General features: G+C 44.5%; 20 protein-coding genes and 1 CRISPR repeat array. All 20 genes read right to left on the bottom strand.

The window, feature by feature from the left end; all coding sequences use genetic code 11:
* Nucleotides 1-6 precede the first annotated feature (6 nt).
* Nucleotides 7-471 (bottom strand): arginine repressor, encoded by a 465-nt coding sequence (gene argR / locus P8F77_RS08250; RefSeq protein WP_024727775.1) that lies wholly within the window; start codon nucleotides 469-471, stop codon nucleotides 7-9.
* Nucleotides 468-1316 carry an NAD(+)/NADH kinase gene (locus tag P8F77_RS08245; protein WP_287518062.1) on the bottom strand — a complete coding sequence of 283 codons (849 nt, stop codon included), beginning with the start codon at nucleotides 1314-1316 and terminating at the stop codon, nucleotides 468-470. The genes argR and P8F77_RS08245 overlap by 4 nt, the downstream gene beginning before the upstream one ends.
* Before the next feature lie 16 nt (nucleotides 1317-1332).
* The gene (locus P8F77_RS08240; protein WP_287518059.1) at nucleotides 1333-2148 is read right to left on the bottom strand and encodes a TlyA family RNA methyltransferase; all 816 of its coding nucleotides are present in this window, start codon (nucleotides 2146-2148) and stop codon (nucleotides 1333-1335) included.
* Complete coding sequence (gene dxs / locus P8F77_RS08235) at nucleotides 2145-4028, bottom strand: 1-deoxy-D-xylulose-5-phosphate synthase (RefSeq protein ID WP_024727778.1); 1884 nt, start codon at nucleotides 4026-4028, stop codon at nucleotides 2145-2147. Before dxs ends, P8F77_RS08240 begins: the two co-directional genes overlap by 4 nt.
* Nucleotides 4029-4071: 43 nt before the next feature.
* On the bottom strand, nucleotides 4072-4965 hold the full coding sequence (locus P8F77_RS08230; protein ID WP_148459226.1) for a polyprenyl synthetase family protein: 894 nt from the start codon (nucleotides 4963-4965) through the stop codon (nucleotides 4072-4074).
* Nucleotides 4958-5164, bottom strand: a complete 207-nt coding sequence (gene xseB, locus P8F77_RS08225; protein ID WP_024727780.1) for an exodeoxyribonuclease VII small subunit — start codon at nucleotides 5162-5164, stop codon at nucleotides 4958-4960. The genes P8F77_RS08230 and xseB overlap by 8 nt, the downstream gene beginning before the upstream one ends.
* 368 nt (nucleotides 5165-5532) lie before the next feature.
* A CRISPR array of direct repeats spans nucleotides 5533-7256; the repeat unit is 30 nt; unit sequence ATTTCAATACAACTCTTGTTACTGTTTATC.
* A gap of 300 nt (nucleotides 7257-7556) precedes the next feature.
* Nucleotides 7557-8765, bottom strand: coding sequence for an exodeoxyribonuclease VII large subunit (xseA, locus tag P8F77_RS08220; RefSeq protein WP_024727781.1), 1209 nt, complete (start codon nucleotides 8763-8765; stop codon nucleotides 7557-7559).
* The gene (gene nusB / locus P8F77_RS08215; RefSeq protein WP_235824549.1) at nucleotides 8766-9164 is read right to left on the bottom strand and encodes a transcription antitermination factor NusB; all 399 of its coding nucleotides are present in this window, start codon (nucleotides 9162-9164) and stop codon (nucleotides 8766-8768) included.
* Between the two features lie 59 nt (nucleotides 9165-9223).
* A complete protein-coding gene (locus tag P8F77_RS08210; protein WP_024727783.1) occupies nucleotides 9224-9601 on the bottom strand; it encodes an Asp23/Gls24 family envelope stress response protein in 378 nt (125 codons plus the stop codon).
* Nucleotides 9602-9753: 152 nt separating this feature from the next.
* A complete protein-coding gene (locus P8F77_RS08205; RefSeq protein ID WP_006567201.1) occupies nucleotides 9754-10323 on the bottom strand; it encodes a SpoIIIAH-like family protein in 570 nt (189 codons plus the stop codon).
* 3 nt (nucleotides 10324-10326) lie between these two features.
* On the bottom strand, nucleotides 10327-10869 hold the full coding sequence (locus P8F77_RS08200) for a stage III sporulation protein AG (RefSeq protein WP_148459229.1): 543 nt from the start codon (nucleotides 10867-10869) through the stop codon (nucleotides 10327-10329).
* Between the two features lie 7 nt (nucleotides 10870-10876).
* Nucleotides 10877-11332, bottom strand: a complete 456-nt coding sequence (locus P8F77_RS08195; protein ID WP_287518049.1) for a stage III sporulation protein AF — start codon at nucleotides 11330-11332, stop codon at nucleotides 10877-10879.
* Between the two features lie 6 nt (nucleotides 11333-11338).
* Nucleotides 11339-12463, bottom strand: a complete 1125-nt coding sequence (locus P8F77_RS08190) for a stage III sporulation protein AE (protein WP_024727786.1) — start codon at nucleotides 12461-12463, stop codon at nucleotides 11339-11341.
* Nucleotides 12460-12840, bottom strand: a complete 381-nt coding sequence (locus tag P8F77_RS08185; RefSeq protein ID WP_024727787.1) for a SpoIIIAC/SpoIIIAD family protein — start codon at nucleotides 12838-12840, stop codon at nucleotides 12460-12462. Before P8F77_RS08185 ends, P8F77_RS08190 begins: the two co-directional genes overlap by 4 nt.
* 11 nt (nucleotides 12841-12851) lie before the next feature.
* Nucleotides 12852-13049, bottom strand: a complete 198-nt coding sequence (gene spoIIIAC, locus P8F77_RS08180; protein ID WP_006567206.1) for a stage III sporulation protein AC — start codon at nucleotides 13047-13049, stop codon at nucleotides 12852-12854.
* A 10-nt stretch (nucleotides 13050-13059) separates the two neighbouring features.
* The gene (locus tag P8F77_RS08175) at nucleotides 13060-13578 is read right to left on the bottom strand and encodes a stage III sporulation protein AB (RefSeq protein WP_024727788.1); all 519 of its coding nucleotides are present in this window, start codon (nucleotides 13576-13578) and stop codon (nucleotides 13060-13062) included.
* On the bottom strand, nucleotides 13571-14503 hold the full coding sequence (spoIIIAA, locus tag P8F77_RS08170; protein ID WP_287518043.1) for a stage III sporulation protein AA: 933 nt from the start codon (nucleotides 14501-14503) through the stop codon (nucleotides 13571-13573). The genes P8F77_RS08175 and spoIIIAA overlap by 8 nt, the downstream gene beginning before the upstream one ends.
* 358 nt (nucleotides 14504-14861) lie before the next feature.
* Nucleotides 14862-15515 carry a 3-oxoacid CoA-transferase subunit B gene (locus tag P8F77_RS08165; protein ID WP_024727790.1) on the bottom strand — a complete coding sequence of 218 codons (654 nt, stop codon included), beginning with the start codon at nucleotides 15513-15515 and terminating at the stop codon, nucleotides 14862-14864.
* Nucleotides 15512-16186 carry a CoA transferase subunit A gene (locus tag P8F77_RS08160; protein WP_024727791.1) on the bottom strand — a complete coding sequence of 225 codons (675 nt, stop codon included), beginning with the start codon at nucleotides 16184-16186 and terminating at the stop codon, nucleotides 15512-15514. Before P8F77_RS08160 ends, P8F77_RS08165 begins: the two co-directional genes overlap by 4 nt.
* Nucleotides 16187-16203: 17 nt before the next feature.
* Nucleotides 16204-17022 (bottom strand): 3-keto-5-aminohexanoate cleavage protein, encoded by an 819-nt coding sequence (locus P8F77_RS08155; RefSeq protein WP_024727792.1) that lies wholly within the window; start codon nucleotides 17020-17022, stop codon nucleotides 16204-16206.
* Between the last annotated feature and the right edge of the window lie 6 nt (nucleotides 17023-17028).

Genomic DNA, 17028 nt, shown 5'->3' with positions numbered 1-17028 from the left:
ATTCACCTACTTATCACTTGTGCTCTCCATCATCAGACGGATCTCCCTGATGACGTCATCGCCCTTTTCCTGCTCTCTTACGGCACAAAAAATCGTGTCGTCTCCGGCGATGGACCCCATGAGTCCGGGAAGATCCAGATCATCAAGCGCTGCGGCACAGGCCATTGCCATGCCTGAAGCCGTCTTGATGACCAGCAGATTGCCGGATGTCTCCATGGAAACAATAGCGTCATTTAAAATTCTCTGATAGGACTTTGCCACTTCTTTTTCCCTGGCACTCAAAAGCCCGTATGCCTGCCTTCCGTCCGGCAGAGGAATCTTCGTAAGCTCCAGTTCCCTGATATCCCTGGAAACCGTCGCCTGGGTCGTACTGAATCCCTGGCCATTCAGCAGGCTGGTCAGTTCTTCCTGTGTCTCGACCGGCTGCTTTGCGATCAGTTCTATGATCGCCTGCTGTCTCTTTTTTTTCATGCTTTCCCACCAACTTTCACCCGAAGCGTATGATAAAAACTATTTTCCTGCACCTTGACAACCTTAGCAACTTTCCGGGACTTATGAATCTTTATGATATCTCCCGGATTCAGGCGCTCCGCCACCTGGCCGTCGAAAGTTACAAGCGCTTCCTCAAGCTGAGTTTTTCTGACCTTCTGGATATGGATCTCAATGGTATCCCACTCGCCGAGGACAATGCTCTTTGCCTGGAGAGAATGGGGACAGACCGGTGTGATCAGAATGACATTTGCCTCCGGATTGACAATCGGGCCTCCTGCCGAGAGATTATATCCCGTGGACCCGGTAGGGGTTGAGATGATGACTCCGTCTGCCGCATACACATCTAATAATTCTCCGTTGACAATGATCTTAAATGAAATGATCCGTGAAAAACCGCTTCTCGTAATGACGATGTCGTTGAGGGCAGACAGCCGATAGCATGAGATGTCCCGGTGGTAAATACATCCCTCCAGCATCATCCTCTCCTCGATATGAAAATGGTCATTGAGCAGATCATCGATCCCCTCCGACAGATGAGACATTTCAATCTCCGTTAAAAATCCCAGGGTGCCCAGATTCACTCCCACCACCGGGAGGTCATGAGGTGCTATGAGGCGGGATGCATGCAGCATCGTCCCGTCTCCGCCGAGTACAATGACACATTCCACTTCCCCGGGAATATTGGAATAGGACTGGGTATCTTCCGTAAAATCTTTTCTCAAAAAAGCGGTTCCGCCTTTTGACTCAATGTACTCCCTTATCTTGTTGGATATGGAAAATCCCGGGTCTTTCACTTCATTGGTCATAATCAAAAAATTCTTCATCGTCTTCCTTCTTCTGCTATTTTGCCTTCTCCAGATCACCGTGAGATGCCGCTACCACTTTCGGTATCTCGTCTCTCAGGTTGTTCTCGTGCTGCTTTTCTTCGGTCTTCTTCATATGAAGAAGATATTCGATGTTTCCCTCCGGACCTTTGATCGGAGAGTAATCAAGATGTAACAGTTCAAATCCATTGCTGCTGGCAAAATCCGTGATTTTTTCTATGACTTCCTCGTGGACGGCCGGATCTCTCACAACACCTTTTTTCCCGACTTTTTCTCTGCCTGCTTCAAACTGCGGTTTGATCAGAGCAGTTACTTCCCCTCCGTTTTCCAAAATTCCATAGACGGCGGGAAGAATTTTGGTCAGGGAGATAAAGGACACATCGATGGAGACAAAACCCGCTGGCTCCTCTATGTCTTCCGGTGTCACATAGCGCATGTTTGTTCTCTCCATGCACACGACCCTCTCGTCATTTCTCAGGCCCCAGTCCAGCTGTCCATGCCCCACGTCTACGGAATATACCTTTTTGGCACCGTTTAAGAGCATGCAGTGAGTAAAACCTCCAGTAGACGCTCCAACATCCATGCATACCCTGTCCGTAAGCTGAATATCGAACTGTTTCATTGCCTTTTCGAGCTTCAGTCCTCCTCGGCTGACATACTTTAAGGTCTTTCCTTTTATTTCGATGGGAAGTTCTTCTTTGACCATAGTGCCGGCCTTGTCTTCCCTCTGTCCGTCTACAAAAACTACACCCGACATGATGATCGCCTTTGCTTTTTCCCTGGATGCCGCCAGCCCCTTTTTCACCAGCAGGACATCTAATCGTTCTTTCATGCTTTATCTCCAATCCAACCTTTGATTTTTTCTGTCATCGTATCACTGTCGATGCCAAGCATTTTCCTGAGCTGAGTTACAGAACCATGCTCCACAAATCGGTCGTCAATTCCGATATTCCGGACCCTGCCCTTGTAATCATGATTTGCCAGAATCTGTGTTACCTGCTGTCCGAATCCGCCGTTTAACACGCCCTCTTCCATTGTAACGATCAGGCGGTGTTCCTTTATGAGAGAACAGATCAGTTCTTCATCCAGAGGCTTCACAAACCTTGGATTCACGAGTGTCGGCTTATATCCTTCTTTTACGAGTTTTTCATAGACAATTGCTCCTTCTTCCATCAGATTGCCCAGCGGGAGTAGCGCGATCTCACTGCCTTGTCTGAGAATACTTCCCTTTCCCCTCATGATCGGCGTAAATTCCTCTTCAAACAGTGTGGAAGCAGTTCCTCTCGCGTATTTTACCGCCATGGGACCTTCTCCCTTTGTAAGGGCATAGGTCACCATTTCTTTTAACTCTCTGCCGTTGACCGGTGCCATAACGGTGACATTCGGGATCGACGACAGATAGGAGACATCAAAAATACCCTGATGTGTCTCTCCGTCGGCTCCTACGAGCCCGGAACGGTCTACTCCGATCAGCATCGTCAGTCTTCCGATCGCCGCATCATGAAGAATCTGGTCATAAGCTCTCTGAAGAAATGTGGAATAAACAGCCGCTGCCGGTTTCAGACCTCTGGCCGCCATTCCCGCACAGAACGCAATAGCATGCTGCTCTGCGATGCCCACATCAAAAAACCGTTCCGGAAACTGTTCCTTGAACCGTTCAAGCCCGGTTCCCTCCGGCATCGCAGCCGTGACAGCCGTGATCGTTTCATCCTTTTTTGCAAGTTCCGTCACAGTATCTGCAAAAATATCCGTGTAGGAAGGCCCCCCGGAAGACTGTGCGGACAGATTCTTTCCGGTACGCACAGAGAAAGGCCCGACTCCGTGAAATCTGGCCGGTTCCTTTTCCGCAAAGCGGTAACCCTTTCCCTTCTTTGTGACAACATGAATAATAATCGGCTCATCCAGCTGTTTTGCCCTCTCAAAGGTATCGATCAGGAGAGGTGTATTATGTCCGTCGATAGGGCCGATATAAGTGATCCCCATATCCTCAAACATCATCCCCGGAACGAACAGCTGCTTAATGGAGTCTTTGGAACGTTTCAGACCTTTGGCAATCGGCTCTCCGACTACCGGGATCTGCATCAATGATTTTTCTACGTTTCCCTTAAAATCTACATATTCTTTTTTGGACCGCACTTTATTCAGGTAGCCGGACATACCGCCTACATTTTCGGAGATAGACATCTTGTTGTCATTAAGGATGACGATTAATTTTCTCTTTTCTTCCCGAAGCCTTGCCATGTTGTTCAGCGCTTCATAGGCCATGCCTCCCGAAAGCGCTCCGTCGCCAAGCACTGCCACGATTGTTTCATCTGTGCCTTTTAAATCCCTGGCCTGCGCCAGTCCCAGGGCAACGCCGATGGAGGTTGAACTGTGTCCGCTGTGGAACGCATCGCAGTCACTTTCTGTGGGTTTTGGAAAGCCGCTCATGCCGTGGAACTGCCTCAGCGAAGCAAAGCCGTCTTTTCTGCCCGTCAGGATCTTGTGGATATACGACTGATGCCCTACATCAAATACCAGCTGATCTTTCGGAAAATCCAGAACCGTGTGAAGTGCCATTGTAAGCTCCACTGCCCCCAGATTAGAAGCCAGATGGCCTCCTGTTCTGCTGACATTCATCAGCAGGAATTTCCGGATCTCTTTGGCTAAAATCCGGTAATCTTTTCTGTCTATTTTTTTAATATCATTGGGATGATTGATCTGTTCTAACATGTCTACTCCTTTGGCAGTCCTTTTTATACATACTTCTTGAAATCTAGTAGGTTCTGTGAATCAAGTATTCTGCCAGACCTGTGAGATAACCGTCAGATGTATCATAGGTTCTCAGAATCTCCACTGCCTCCAGCGAGATCCTCTCTACATCCTTCCCGGCCTGTTCCAATCCTTTGATCGAGACATATGTGGTCTTCTGATTTTTCTCATCGCTTCCCACCGGTTTGCCGATGACTTCCTGCTGTCCTGTGATATCAAGGATGTCATCCTGGATCTGAAAGGCAAGACCGATCTTCCGTCCGCATTGTTCCATGGCTTTTACATCTTCCTGTGATGCACCGGCAAGCACCGCCCCGATCATCATGCACGCTTCAATCAAGGCAGACGTTTTGTTGTGGTGAATAAACATGATCTGCTCCATCGTAAGCGCAGTGCCCTCCAGTTCCACGTCTGCCACCTGTCCTCCGATCATGCCGTAGATACCCGGTTTCCGGGCAAGAATCCGGATGGCCTCTGCCACTTTTGGAAGGTCTGCATCCTCTAAAACAAACGCAGCCGAAACAGTCTCAAATGCATAGTTGAGCAGGGCATCTCCCGCAAGGATCGCCATATCCTCTCCGTAGACGATATGACAGGTTTTCTGTCCCCTTCTGTAGTCGTCGTTATCCAGAGCAGGAAGATCGTCATGGATCAGGGAATAGGTATGGATCATCTCAATCGCAGCCATAAAGGGTTCAATAACTTTTCCCTTTCCCCCGAACATCTTGTAGGTTTCTTCCATCAGCATTGGTCTCAGCCGTTTCCCTCCGGCTTTCACCGTTGTGTTCATCGCCTTGAGCACTGTTTTCTGAAAGCCTTCCGGTTTCGGAAGATAATAATCCAGTATTCCTTCAATATGACTTATACGCTTTTTAAGCTCCTGATCAAACTCATTCATTGTTCTCTCCGTTTTGTTCTAAAATAATCAGCTCTTTTTCCACCTGGTCCAGAGAATCCTTACATTCTTTTAAAGTCGAAACCCCTTTTGTATAAAGTTCTACCGCGTCGGCAAGCTTTACGTCCTCCTGCTCTAAATTCTTTAATATATCGTCTAACTGGCTGAATCCTTCATCAATATTAAACTTCTTTTTTTCCATAAGTGACAACCTGATTTCCTTTCCAAAAATATCTTCTTAATTATATCATATTTGATTTGAATTGAAACCCATGAGTTTTTCTTCACTATCTTCAGTCAGCTTTTGAAATGCTTTCTTCCGATAGTGAAGAAAAACTATTGCACAATGGCGCCTCCTGTTTGAAGCATTCCTTATCCAGTAGATATTACGTCCGACATCTTCATGACTGGAGTGAGGTATTCTACATACTAAATGGGAATCATTCGGAATCTGTCCTGTTGATCAGGGAACAAAAGAAAAGACAGGATAAATCTCCCCGTCTTCTCATCTTATATATTTTAATAAAAATTTACTGCTTTCCTGTTTCATAATACAATCTGTAAGACAGAAAAACTTTACAACTCTTGTTACTGTTTATCCATCATCGGACACTCTCTTATTCGGTGCTGCCGGTTATTTCAATACAACTCTTGTTACTGTTTATCGCGGCACATGAACGAACGGACATTGAAGTAACTGAATTTCAATACAACTCTTGTTACTGTTTATCATATCAGGCAGTCATAGAGGATATCCGGCGGTACTGATTTCAATACAACTCTTGTTACTGTTTATCCCCCCTTTAAAATTTCTTTTTGCCTTTTATTAAAATATTTCAATACAACTCTTGTTACTGTTTATCCTTACCGGACGGCATATCCGTCTACAAAGAAAGAATTTCAATACAACTCTTGTTACTGTTTATCGAATATGCAGAACTATATTAGAAGGATTAATTACCATTTCAATACAACTCTTGTTACTGTTTATCCTCCTTTCCCTTTTATACCTGAGTGATCCGCTCCAATTTCAATACAACTCTTGTTACTGTTTATCCTGTGCTTTCTTCACTCTTTCGCAAGTCTTTCATTTCAATACAACTCTTGTTACTGTTTATCTCTGCGTACTCTACCATACCGTGTCACCCCCTCCTAATTTCAATACAACTCTTGTTACTGTTTATCACGGAGTGCCCCATGCAGCCATCGTGGGACATATATTTCAATACAACTCTTGTTACTGTTTATCTTCTAGATTCACCAGGCGTTTGTAATCTTTTTCCGAGATTTCAATACAACTCTTGTTACTGTTTATCAGGTACAGGGAAGACATTAAAACTGATACAATTCTATTTCAATACAACTCTTGTTACTGTTTATCAGAAAAAAACCAGACTCTAGAATGCATCTATTACAAATTTCAATACAACTCTTGTTACTGTTTATCACAGCGGCGGAGGGAACTATTCTCCGTAAAATCAAATTTCAATACAACTCTTGTTACTGTTTATCTACAGCCGTCTTACTTCCATCTGTCGTTGTGACTGATTTCAATACAACTCTTGTTACTGTTTATCCGAATATAATCACAATAATGTGTGTAAGAGACAATAATTTCAATACAACTCTTGTTACTGTTTATCGAATGGACATCGGGTTAACATCGCCAGCTACGCAGATTTCAATACAACTCTTGTTACTGTTTATCCAGAAGAGGGCAGTAATAAACGAGGATGTAGACAGATTTCAATACAACTCTTGTTACTGTTTATCGCTATGGAAAAAATGTCTATGACTTCAATAACATCGTATTTCAATACAACTCTTGTTACTGTTTATCTTTCTACGGGAAACAATTGCATCACGACGCTTCATGCATTTCAATACAACTCTTGTTACTGTTTATCACGATACAAGTATCCGGGATTAGGCTATCAATCTATTTCAATACAACTCTTGTTACTGTTTATCGGGGCAAAACTAGGAAACTTCACTATCAAATTATTATTTCAATACAACTCTTGTTACTGTTTATCGCTGTTACCGAGGAAGGTGTCACATTCAAATATCATTTCAATACAACTCTTGTTACTGTTTATCATATCCTGCTTTTTAAAATTACTTTTTATCTGGAATTTCAATACAACTCTTGTTACTGTTTATCGGGGGCGAACAGAAATGCCAGCGCACATTACTTTGTATTTCAATACAACTCTTGTTACTGTTTATCGAATTGTATCGAAAATGGAATGGCAATAGAGACAATTTCAATACAACTCTTGTTACTGTTTATCCAACGTTTTTATGCCGTTTCTTGTTTTTATTATAGTCAGTTTTCCTGATGAAATCAACGTTTCTTTGATTTTTTCCCAACCGATTGTATAAATTGCTAAATCACCTTTAAAATCTCCTTCTGACTCCCATTTTAAGCGGTTCTTTGACGTTTTTTGAGTTCTTGAGGTTGGGAAAACTAAGCATTTGTGAAAGACAAAGTGGGCAAGCCCTACGGGCAGGATGCACAGCTTCGCGCGCGGAACAAAAGCTGTGCATAGAAAAAATTGGTTCACGAGGTGTGTAAAGCACACTTTTGTTCTTTATTTTTCTCTCGGTATAACTTGTGTTACTTTTGTTTTTATAGATCCGTCGGAGATGGTAATCTGTACTTCATCACCTTTGGATATCTGAGTCGCCGATACAACCGGACGCCCGGATTGATCTGACAAATATCCATATCCGCCGATCAGTTTTGCCGTAGGGGAAAGGCCGTGAAGCCGCTGTGCATATAGTTCAAGGCGATGCTGATAACGGTTCCGCAAAAAATCCATCCTCTTTGTCAGGCGGTCTTCTAATTCTGCAAGCGTCATCCTCTGCTCCTGCAATTGAAGCTTCGGATCAAAACTGCGCAGTTTTCCGCTGTACTGTTCCAGACGGAGTTCATAATTTCTCAGAATATGGCGGATCTGTACAGAAAGACTTCTTTTCCTTGCGTCAATCGCATCCAGCGTCTCCCTTAAATCCGGAACTGCAAGTTCACACGCCGCCGTGGGTGTGGCTGCCCTTAGATCTGCAGCATAATCTGCGATGGTGGTATCCACTTCATGGCCTGTCCCGGAAATAATTGGCGTTTTGGCCGCATAAATGGCCCTGGCGACCATCTCTTCGTTGAATGCCCAAAGATCCTCGATCGATCCGCCTCCGCGGCCGATGATGATCGTATCAACCCCATAACGGTCCAGAGTCTGAATTCCTCTCACGATCGTATCTGCTGCTCCGTCGCCCTGGACCTGTGCCGGATACAGCACGAGTTGTATATATGGATTCCTCCGCTTTGCAACACTCATGATATCGTGGATGGCGGCTCCTGTCTTCGCCGTCACGATGCCGATGGTTTTAGGATTTTGGGGAATGGGCTTTTTCTTTTCGTGATCAAATAAGCCTTCCTTGTAAAGCTTATCTTTCAGCTTCTCAAACTCCACATAGAGCCGTCCGATCCCGTCCAGAGAAATCTCGTTGGCATAAAGCTGATATGTGCCGTTTCTCTCAAACACACTGATGCTTCCCGAAACAATGACCGTCTGACCGTTTTCCATCTCAAAATCCAGCCCGTTTATCCTCTGGTTGGCAAACATCACACAGGAAATCTGACTTTTATCATCCTTCAGTGAAAAGTAGATGTGCCCGGAAGAATGGTATTTGCAGTTTGAGACTTCTCCCTTGATATAAATCCGGTTCAGGGCATAATCGCTCTGAAAGATTCTTTTGATATACGCATTGATCTGCGCTACTGAAAATACTTTATTCATCTAACCAATCTTTCCAAGAACCCCATTGATAAATGAGGCGGCCTTTTCGTTGCAGTAGGTCTTGGAAAGTTCCACTGCCTCGTTGATCGCCACTTTATCCGGAATATCCTCATCAAACATTATTTCATAAACTGCAATTCTCAAAATCGTAAGCTCGGCTTTTCCAAGTCTCCTGATATCCCAGCCTTTGCTGTTTTCATTGATCCTTTGGTCGATTTCTTCAAGACGGGAAAGCATATCGAGAGTCCTTGTCTTTATGTAGTCTTTCTCTTTGTTCCTGAAAAAATCATTATTTGCGAAATACAGGTCCGCCTGCGCTTCAAACTCCTCGCTTGTGTGAAAATCGATGGAAAAGCACAGACGGAACATCTGCTCTCTTAATTTACTCCTTGTCATCATACGGTCCTTTCTCTACACAGTAAGAACGGAACTGCTTTTCACAGCTCCGCATCTTTTGATTATTCTTCTTCCAGCGCTACGCCGGCAATTCTTACGTTGACTTCGTCGATGGTCAGGCCTGTCATATTTTCTATGGCTGTCTTGACCTTCTCCTGCACTTTCTTTGAAATCTGTGCAATGCTGACCCCATAATCCAGTTCGATGGCCAGATCGACACTGACATGGCTTCCCTCCACGTTGACGCGGACACCTTTGGAAAGCTTCTTCATGCCCAGCTTGCTCACAAGCTCGTTGGTGATATTGCCGCACATGCCCGCCACGCCTTTGACTTCTGTCGCCGCAAGACCCGCGATGATCGCGATCACTTCGTCCGCGATCTTCACTTCTCCGAGCAGCCCTTTTTCCTGAATCTTGTAACCACTACTTTTATTCTCCATAAAAAGCCTCCTGCTGATTGCTTCTAAAAACTTTTTCTTCTGTTTTATAATTCTTCATATACAGTATGTTAATTATACCAAAACTTATCGATGTTATGCAAGAAAAAAGAAAGTGTGCAAATCCCTGTCCCCGGAATTTACACACAAAGCCTTTAATCTTCTGTTTTTATCGATGTGATCACGACATTTTCCAGCTTGCATCCCGTCTTTCTCGTAACGATATCTTCAATCTGGCTTCTCTCCACTTTGGAGACATCTTTCAGGTTCACCAGGACATCCACGTTTCCGTTTTGAATGGTCACGATGGAATTTAAAAATCCCTTGGCGCCCAGAAGGTTTTCGGTAGCCGTCTCCATCTCCATCTGTTCTGCCAGGGTAGCAAGCTTATCCACCGCATCCTGTTTGACACTATCCTTGACTGTCTTGTCTTTGATGATTTCTTCCAAAGTGTCCTTTGCCTTGCTGTGGGTCTGTTCTCTCTCAAGCTTCGCCTTTGCCACGTAATTTCCCACCTGGGCGTTAGTGAGCACTGCTTCCCCCACATCCGTGATGTCATCTTTTGCCTGACTCTGGGAGGCATTTTTTGCCGTGTTGCTTACAGTCTTTGCTTTGTCCTTTGTTGTAGTAATGTACTGACCCGTATAATTTACATAGCCCGCGACCGCTATAATAACAGCCAGAGTTGTGATGATTAACTGATTTTTTTTCACGATTTTCTTCATTTCCTAGTCCTCCATTTTTAACACCTTTATTTTATAAGATGAAATGTGAAACAACACACTCACCGCATCGACGATATTCTGGTTGACAATATCGCTTCCTCCGCCTTGTGCGACCACTACAACTCCTTCCACTTCAGGTTCTACTTCCTTCACTATGTAAGGGACCTTCTCCCCGTTTTTATCAATCAAAACGGTCTCCTCATCTTCCTTCACCGTTTTTTCGTCCTTTTTTGTGCTCTCTTCATAAGGTGTATCCTTGTTGACGACCGACTCCTTTGAAGATTTCAGAGTGATCATCACTTTTACTTTTCCCACGCCTTCCACATTTTTCAACGCTGCTACAAGCCTTTGTTCCTGCTTTTTGACATAGGCATCCGTGGATGACACGCCCTCATTGCTTTCTGAGTCTTTGGTGCTTTTGGTCGTTTTCTTCCCTGATGAAGGAAAAGAAAATACGATCAAGGCAATACCAAGAACAAAGATCAAAACAATTTTCTTTGTGCCCAGAGATTCAATTTTTTGGATCAGTTCATTTTTGTCCATCATACATTTCCTACTCACTTATATTGATATGACTCTCATCTACATTATAGAAGTTCAAAAGTATTGTTTTTACTTTCTTTGCTTCGGATTCTTCATCTCCAACCTTCACGGAAATCTCATTGATCTCCGGATCATCCTTTGTATTATCCGTATCTACTTCCACTTCTTTTGCCTGGATCTTATAGGATTGAAGGATTTTTTTTATTTTCTTCTCTTCGCGGCTTTTATAAGTCTCAAGAGCCTGGTTCCTGAAAGAAGCTTCTGTGCTGTCAGCATTCACATTGGAAAATACCGCCAGGTCTTCCGGTCCTATATTCATAACATAGGCAATCGGTCTCATCATCAGGGCCAGAAGCATAAAACCGGTCACCAGTCGGATGTAGGGCTTGTATTTATCCCCCTGGCAAAGCTGGCCTACCAGTGTCATAAGAATCAGAAAAAAAACAATCGCTTTAATATACTGCATATGCCGTCACCCCGTATAGTAATTAATATTTGTGGAAAAGGCTACGATGGCGATGGACAGAATAAACAAAATACTCAGAGTAAACACTGTCCTGAGCAGCAGTTTTCCGCTCTTGATCACCGCATCCAGAGACCCTGTGATCCGTTTGTCTGAGACCGGCTGAAGCAGAATTCCTGTCCCAATATAAGAGAGAAGAATTCCGCCGATCTGCATCAGCGGAACCAAAATAATGACACAGAGAACAAAAATACCCGCCACTCCGATGCTGTTTTTGATCACGACAGCTGACCCGATCAGAGTCGTTGTCACCGTGCTGACGCCCTGTCCCACCCCAGGAATCATGGACACACCTTTTTTTAAAATACCGTCTTTTACGGAATCTACTGCCGGCAGGAGCATGGCCTGGATCATCTGGATTCCCAGAACCACAGCCAGCAGTGCCTTTAACAGGGCTCTCACTGCCCATTCCAGTGTATCGCAGAGCCTGGAAAGCTTCTCCTCCAGCGAAATGTGATTCACGATCTTTAACACAAACAGGATTTTTACCGCCGGAAAGATCACACTCTGGACCAGAAGAGAAATGATATAGATCACAAACAGATACATCTCATACAGAGCCACCGATGTGGATACTCCCGTGGTTGCCACCACTGCGATAGAGTAAGCCGTGATCAGTCCTTTCATGAAATCAATGAGCGTAGAGATCACCTGATCCGTGATAGAATTTAAAAAGAAAAAAGAATTCGCCATCAGACCGATCAGAATCATGTAAGTGACATAAAAGGCTGTATCTCCTGTATTTCCCTGAAAGAATGCATCGGAAAAATTTTTAAACACTGCTGCGATGATCGCCACTACGATCAGCTGTTTCATAAAATTCTTATTTTCGGACAAAATCAAAAACAGCTGGTCCCCGACACTTTGCCTGACCATGGAAAAAGCGCCTTTTATATTTCCAGTTATCAGCTTTTTCACCAGTTCCTCATAAGAGAAACTGATGTTTGATTTCTCCAATGTCTTCTCCACCTGTTCAAACGAATATTCGCTCAAATCTTCCTCTTCGTTTGCTGACACCTTTGCTGTGAAGATCAGCACAAAGATAAATGCCAGCAAAATGATCCGTTGTCTCATCCCATCAGCCTTTCTAATGTTGTCAGCAGAGATTCCAGGATCGGCAGGCTGACAACCAGTATAGACAGCTTTCCCGCCATCTCCACCTGTTTTGCCATGGTTGCCTGTCCCGCATCTTTGCATATATTTGAGGCAAACTCACACAGAAAAGAAATCCCGACCAGCTTTAAAAGAATTTGTATGTAAGTTCCCGGAATTCCTGAATAAGACTCAATGGCGCCAAATAAGTCTATGATCTTCCCCATCTCGTCCAATGCATAGATTGCCAGAAACAGGCTGGATACAAGGCCGATCACCAGGCTGTACTCCGGCCTGATGGATTTAATTTTCAACGTAAGTATACTGGCTATGATGCCAAAAAGTGCGATCTTAACCATAGGCCCGCCTCCTAAGATATGGTGAACAGTGTCTGTACACTCTCGAAAAGATCATAGATATAAGGGATTACCCATGACAGTACAAGGATCAGCCCCGCAAGGGTGATCAGAAATGCCTGTTCGTCCCTGCCCGAGTGTTTCAGTACTTGCACCAGGATCGTGACCAGAATTCCCACAGCCGCAATCCGAAAGATAATGTTTACGCTCATAAGATCCTCCTTACAATAAAATAATCACAACGAGAAGTCCAAAGGACAATCCAAGGCTCTGATATAATTTACAGTTCTTGATCACCTGGTCTTTGATCTGATACATTCTCTCCTCGATCTGCTCAATCGTAAAATCAATGGTCTTCACCTGCATGTCCTTGTCCAGATAGCCAATCGTATCTCCCATGGTGATCAATGGCTCCAGCATCTTTTTCTCCAGGACATACGGTATGAGATCCTTCTCGACAGAACTCTTCCACACTTGAGAAAATGTTTCTTCCTGGTAAGAAGAGAGTTTTTTTGATACGTCAGAGAGAAAAACAGAAAACTCGGCATTCATCTTCCCGGCTATGGTGCCGATGGCATCGGGAAGAGGCGTCAGTCCATAGCGGATCTCGCCCTGCAGAAGATATAAAAGCCTTTTTAATTCAATCCCCTGCTCCAGTCTCTTTCTTTCCCTCGACGCCCGGTAAAATCCAAGGATACCGCCGGAAATAATGACTATAGCCGCACCCAGCAGTTTAACCATAAAGCCTCACCCCCTCCTCGTCCAAAATCTCCTTGACGGTTCCCGCCTTCCCCTGTTCACTCAGGACAACATAGCGTTTAAAAACTTTTCTTTCGATCATTTCCCCAACATACGGCACTTTTTTCAATTCCTCCATATCTTTGCCGTGGATCGTCGCCATCAAAGTACAGCCGCAGTAAGCACTGTACAGCATAGCGTCCACGTCCTCTTTTTTTCCAATTTCATCTACTGCTATCACATTTGGAGCCATAGAGCGTACAAGCATCATCATTCCTTCCGACTTCGGACATCCGTCCATCACATCCGTGCGGATGCCCACTTTGTTCTGCGGTACTCCCATATAAGAAGCCGCAATCTCACTGCGCTCATCCACCACACCCACAGTCTCGCCGCCGTCGGAAGCCATGCGGATCATATCCCTTAAAAGCGTTGTTTTCCCTCGCCCCGGAGGCGAAATGATCAGCACCGGGAGAAGCTGTCCATCTTTCGTGCAGTGTTCAAATATCCCCTCCGCACAGCCAATGACCTCATGGGCCACACGGATATTCAAAAAAGTGATGTGCTTCATCGTCTTGATCTCGCCGTCCTCAATAGACACTTTTCCTGCGATCCCTACCCGGTGTCCCCCTTTCACGGTCAGAAACCCCTGTCTTAACTGGTCTTCATAGGCATAAAGAGAATAATTGCTGATGTATTCCATCATCTGTTTTAGCTCTTCTCTCGTGAGAACATGTACAAAATGATGGCTGCTCGTAAGCTTCCCTGCGGTGGACAAAAAATATTCTTTATTTTCATAGCGGACGATCACAGGCTGATGAATACGCAGCCTGATTTCCTGAAGTTCTCTCGGCTTGAGACCGCTTTTCTGCATCAGCCCCCGGACAGACTTCGGGAGTATGTGGTAGATCTCACTTGTGTTTTCCATAGGACTCCCCCTTCTTCGTAAAGCTGTATAACCCTAATATATGTACCGCACAAGGTATTTAGAAGCGCAAAAAAGCACCAAGATTAAAAATTGAACCGACCCCCAAAAGTCAGACCAAAAATCTAACGATTGGAGGTCGGTCTTATTATGGCAAAATATAGCCTTTAGCTAAAAAAGAAAGTAGTTGAAGCGGTGTCATCGCGGGGAGGATGACCTGTGTCGTTTTCTCGCCATATTTCTATATATCGTTCTAAGCCTTTTAGAGCTTGATACTTGACCGTAATACAAAAATTCCGGGAAGGAGAATCTCCCTTCCCGGAAAAAACAATAAACTTTCATAAAATAGTTGACAAACCCGTCATAATACTTTCATGATTTTCAAATGGCTGTCTATTTTCAAATATGCACCGGTCAGTTTCTTTACCTCTTCTATCGTTGTTTCCGGAGAGATTTCAACCAGCTTAAATCCGTCTTCCTCCACATCAATGACAGCTAATTCTGTAATAATTCTGCGGACCTTTTTGACCGCAGTCGGCGGCAGCGTCACTTTATCCAGCAGCTTTGGCGTCCCTTTTGCCGTGTGGGTCATGGCAATGATTACTTTTTTTGCTCCTACCACCAGATCCATCGCTCCGCCCATACCGGAAACCATTTTACCCGGTACGATATGGCTTGCCAGTGTTCCTTCTTTATCCACCTGCAAGGCTCCAAGAATCGTTATATCCACATGTCCTCCTCGGATAATCCCGAAGGATGTACTGCTGTCAAAGAAGGAAGCACCTGATTTCACAGAAACATTCTGTCCCCCTGCATTGATAACATCTTTATCTTTTCTTCCTTTCGGTGCTGCGCCTCCCATGCCCAGAATTCCATTTTCGCTCTGCAGCGTAACCTCCAGATCATCTGTAATATAATCAGAAATCATGGTTGGCAGCCCGATCCCTAAATTTACCACATCACCATAGTTTAATTCCTGTGCAGCTCTGCGGGCAATGATTTCTTTTGGATTCATTCTACACCTCCGCATTTTTGTGGTTCCTGTACAATATAATCAACCAAAATTTTAGGTGTCATGACATGATTGGGGTTAATCTCTCCTGCGGATACTATTTTTTCTGCACCTGCAATCACAACCTCTGCTGCCTGTGCCATAAGCGGATTGAAATTCTTTGTGGTTCCATCATAGTAGATATTTCCATCTTCATCTACGACAGATCCTCTGATCAAAGCTACATCTGCCTTTAATGGCAGCTCCAACAAATATTCTTCTCCATGGATATTGACCGTTTCTTTTCCTTCGGCCACTTCCGTCCCGACTCCGGTTGGCGTCAGCACCCCGCCCAAGCCGCTACCGCCTGCCCGGATCCGCTCTGCCAGCGTTCCCTGGGGCACCAGTGTGACTTCCAGCGTTCCCTCTGACATTTGTCTTCCCGTTTCAGGATTGGTTCCAATATGAGATGTTATAATTTTTTTCACAAGTCCTGCACTGATCAGTTTCCCGATCCCTGTTTTCTCATTCAAACCGGAATCATTAGAAATGACCGTCAGATTTTTATATCCTTTCTTCACGATTGCATCCATCAGTCTTTCGGGAGTTCCATTTGACAAAAATCCTCCGATCATCAGGACCGATCCATCATGAATGAATTCCATTGCTTTGTCTGCAGTGATTCTTTTTTTCATGGCAATCTCCCCTGAACTTAATTTAAACTCAATATATTTTTTGCATCCTCCGGTGTCGCCACCTGATTCCCAGCTGTTTTAATGATTTTCGCAGCACGCTCCACTAACTGGGCATTTGATCTGGCTAATTCCCCCGGTCCATAGTATACATTATCTTCCATTCCAACTCTGAGATGTCCTCCCATGGCAACCGCAGCCAGCATGATCGGGACATGTTGTTTTCCAATTCCAAGTGCACCCCATGTGCAACCTTTGGGAATCAGATTTTTCAAATACACAAGATTTTCTACGGTTGCGGCGCTGCCCCCTGCTGCTCCCAATACAAATTGATAGTGAGCCGGAGCCTTTAATACACCTTTCTTTAAATAATGTATGGAATTGTAGATCATCCCGGCATCAAAAATCTCGATTTCAGGCTTTACACCACATTCTTGCATCGTCATTCCTAATTCCTCTAAAAACCTGGGATGGTTAAGAAACAGACTGTTGTGCATCCAGTTCATGGAACCGCAGTCGTACGAAGCCAGATCCGGCTTACAGACCTTAAGATGTGCCTGTCTTGTTTCATCTGTTGCATTCAAATCACCGGATGTAGTGCAGTTTATCAAAATATCGCACTGTTCACGGATATATCCCACGGTTTCTTCAAACCTGGCAGTATCCATTGTTCCCTTACCTTCATCATCTCTCATATGAAGATGGCAGATGGCTGCCCCTGCTTTATAGCACTCATAAACATCATCTGCGATTTCCCTTGGTGTCATGGGAATATTCGGATTATCTTTTTTCGTTGGCCACGCCCCTGTGGTTGCGACCGTGATCATTGTTTTACTCATCCTATC

The organism is Anaerostipes sp. PC18 (assembly GCF_039789045.1).
Classification (GTDB): Bacteria; Bacillota; Clostridia; order Lachnospirales; family Lachnospiraceae; genus Anaerostipes; species Anaerostipes hominis.
Note: the sequence above shows the minus strand (reverse complement) of the source record. Positions and strands in the feature narration are given on the sequence as shown.

Bases quoted from the DNA above. Each gene is read 5' to 3' on its own strand.
- argR (WP_024727775.1), bottom strand. From the start codon at position 471: ATGAAAAAAAAGAGACAGCAGGCGATCATAGAACTGATCGCAAAGCAG.
- P8F77_RS08245 (WP_287518062.1), bottom strand. From the start codon at position 1,316: ATGAAGAATTTTTTGATTATGACCAATGAAGTGAAAGACCCGGGATTT.
- P8F77_RS08240 (WP_287518059.1), bottom strand. From the start codon at position 2,148: ATGAAAGAACGATTAGATGTCCTGCTGGTGAAAAAGGGGCTGGCGGCA.
- dxs (WP_024727778.1), bottom strand. From the start codon at position 4,028: ATGTTAGAACAGATCAATCATCCCAATGATATTAAAAAAATAGACAGA.
- P8F77_RS08230 (WP_148459226.1), bottom strand. From the start codon at position 4,965: ATGAATGAGTTTGATCAGGAGCTTAAAAAGCGTATAAGTCATATTGAA.
- xseB (WP_024727780.1), bottom strand. From the start codon at position 5,164: ATGGAAAAAAAGAAGTTTAATATTGATGAAGGATTCAGCCAGTTAGAC.
- xseA (WP_024727781.1), bottom strand. From the start codon at position 8,765: ATGAATAAAGTATTTTCAGTAGCGCAGATCAATGCGTATATCAAAAGA.
- nusB (WP_235824549.1), bottom strand. From the start codon at position 9,164: ATGATGACAAGGAGTAAATTAAGAGAGCAGATGTTCCGTCTGTGCTTT.
- P8F77_RS08210 (WP_024727783.1), bottom strand. From the start codon at position 9,601: ATGGAGAATAAAAGTAGTGGTTACAAGATTCAGGAAAAAGGGCTGCTC.
- P8F77_RS08205 (WP_006567201.1), bottom strand. From the start codon at position 10,323: ATGAAGAAAATCGTGAAAAAAAATCAGTTAATCATCACAACTCTGGCT.
- P8F77_RS08200 (WP_148459229.1), bottom strand. From the start codon at position 10,869: ATGATGGACAAAAATGAACTGATCCAAAAAATTGAATCTCTGGGCACA.
- P8F77_RS08195 (WP_287518049.1), bottom strand. From the start codon at position 11,332: ATGCAGTATATTAAAGCGATTGTTTTTTTTCTGATTCTTATGACACTG.
- P8F77_RS08190 (WP_024727786.1), bottom strand. From the start codon at position 12,463: ATGAGACAACGGATCATTTTGCTGGCATTTATCTTTGTGCTGATCTTC.
- P8F77_RS08185 (WP_024727787.1), bottom strand. From the start codon at position 12,840: ATGGTTAAGATCGCACTTTTTGGCATCATAGCCAGTATACTTACGTTG.
- spoIIIAC (WP_006567206.1), bottom strand. From the start codon at position 13,049: ATGAGCGTAAACATTATCTTTCGGATTGCGGCTGTGGGAATTCTGGTC.
- P8F77_RS08175 (WP_024727788.1), bottom strand. From the start codon at position 13,578: ATGGTTAAACTGCTGGGTGCGGCTATAGTCATTATTTCCGGCGGTATC.
- spoIIIAA (WP_287518043.1), bottom strand. From the start codon at position 14,503: ATGGAAAACACAAGTGAGATCTACCACATACTCCCGAAGTCTGTCCGG.
- P8F77_RS08165 (WP_024727790.1), bottom strand. From the start codon at position 15,515: ATGAATCCAAAAGAAATCATTGCCCGCAGAGCTGCACAGGAATTAAAC.
- P8F77_RS08160 (WP_024727791.1), bottom strand. From the start codon at position 16,186: ATGAAAAAAAGAATCACTGCAGACAAAGCAATGGAATTCATTCATGAT.
- P8F77_RS08155 (WP_024727792.1), bottom strand. From the start codon at position 17,022: ATGAGTAAAACAATGATCACGGTCGCAACCACAGGGGCGTGGCCAACG.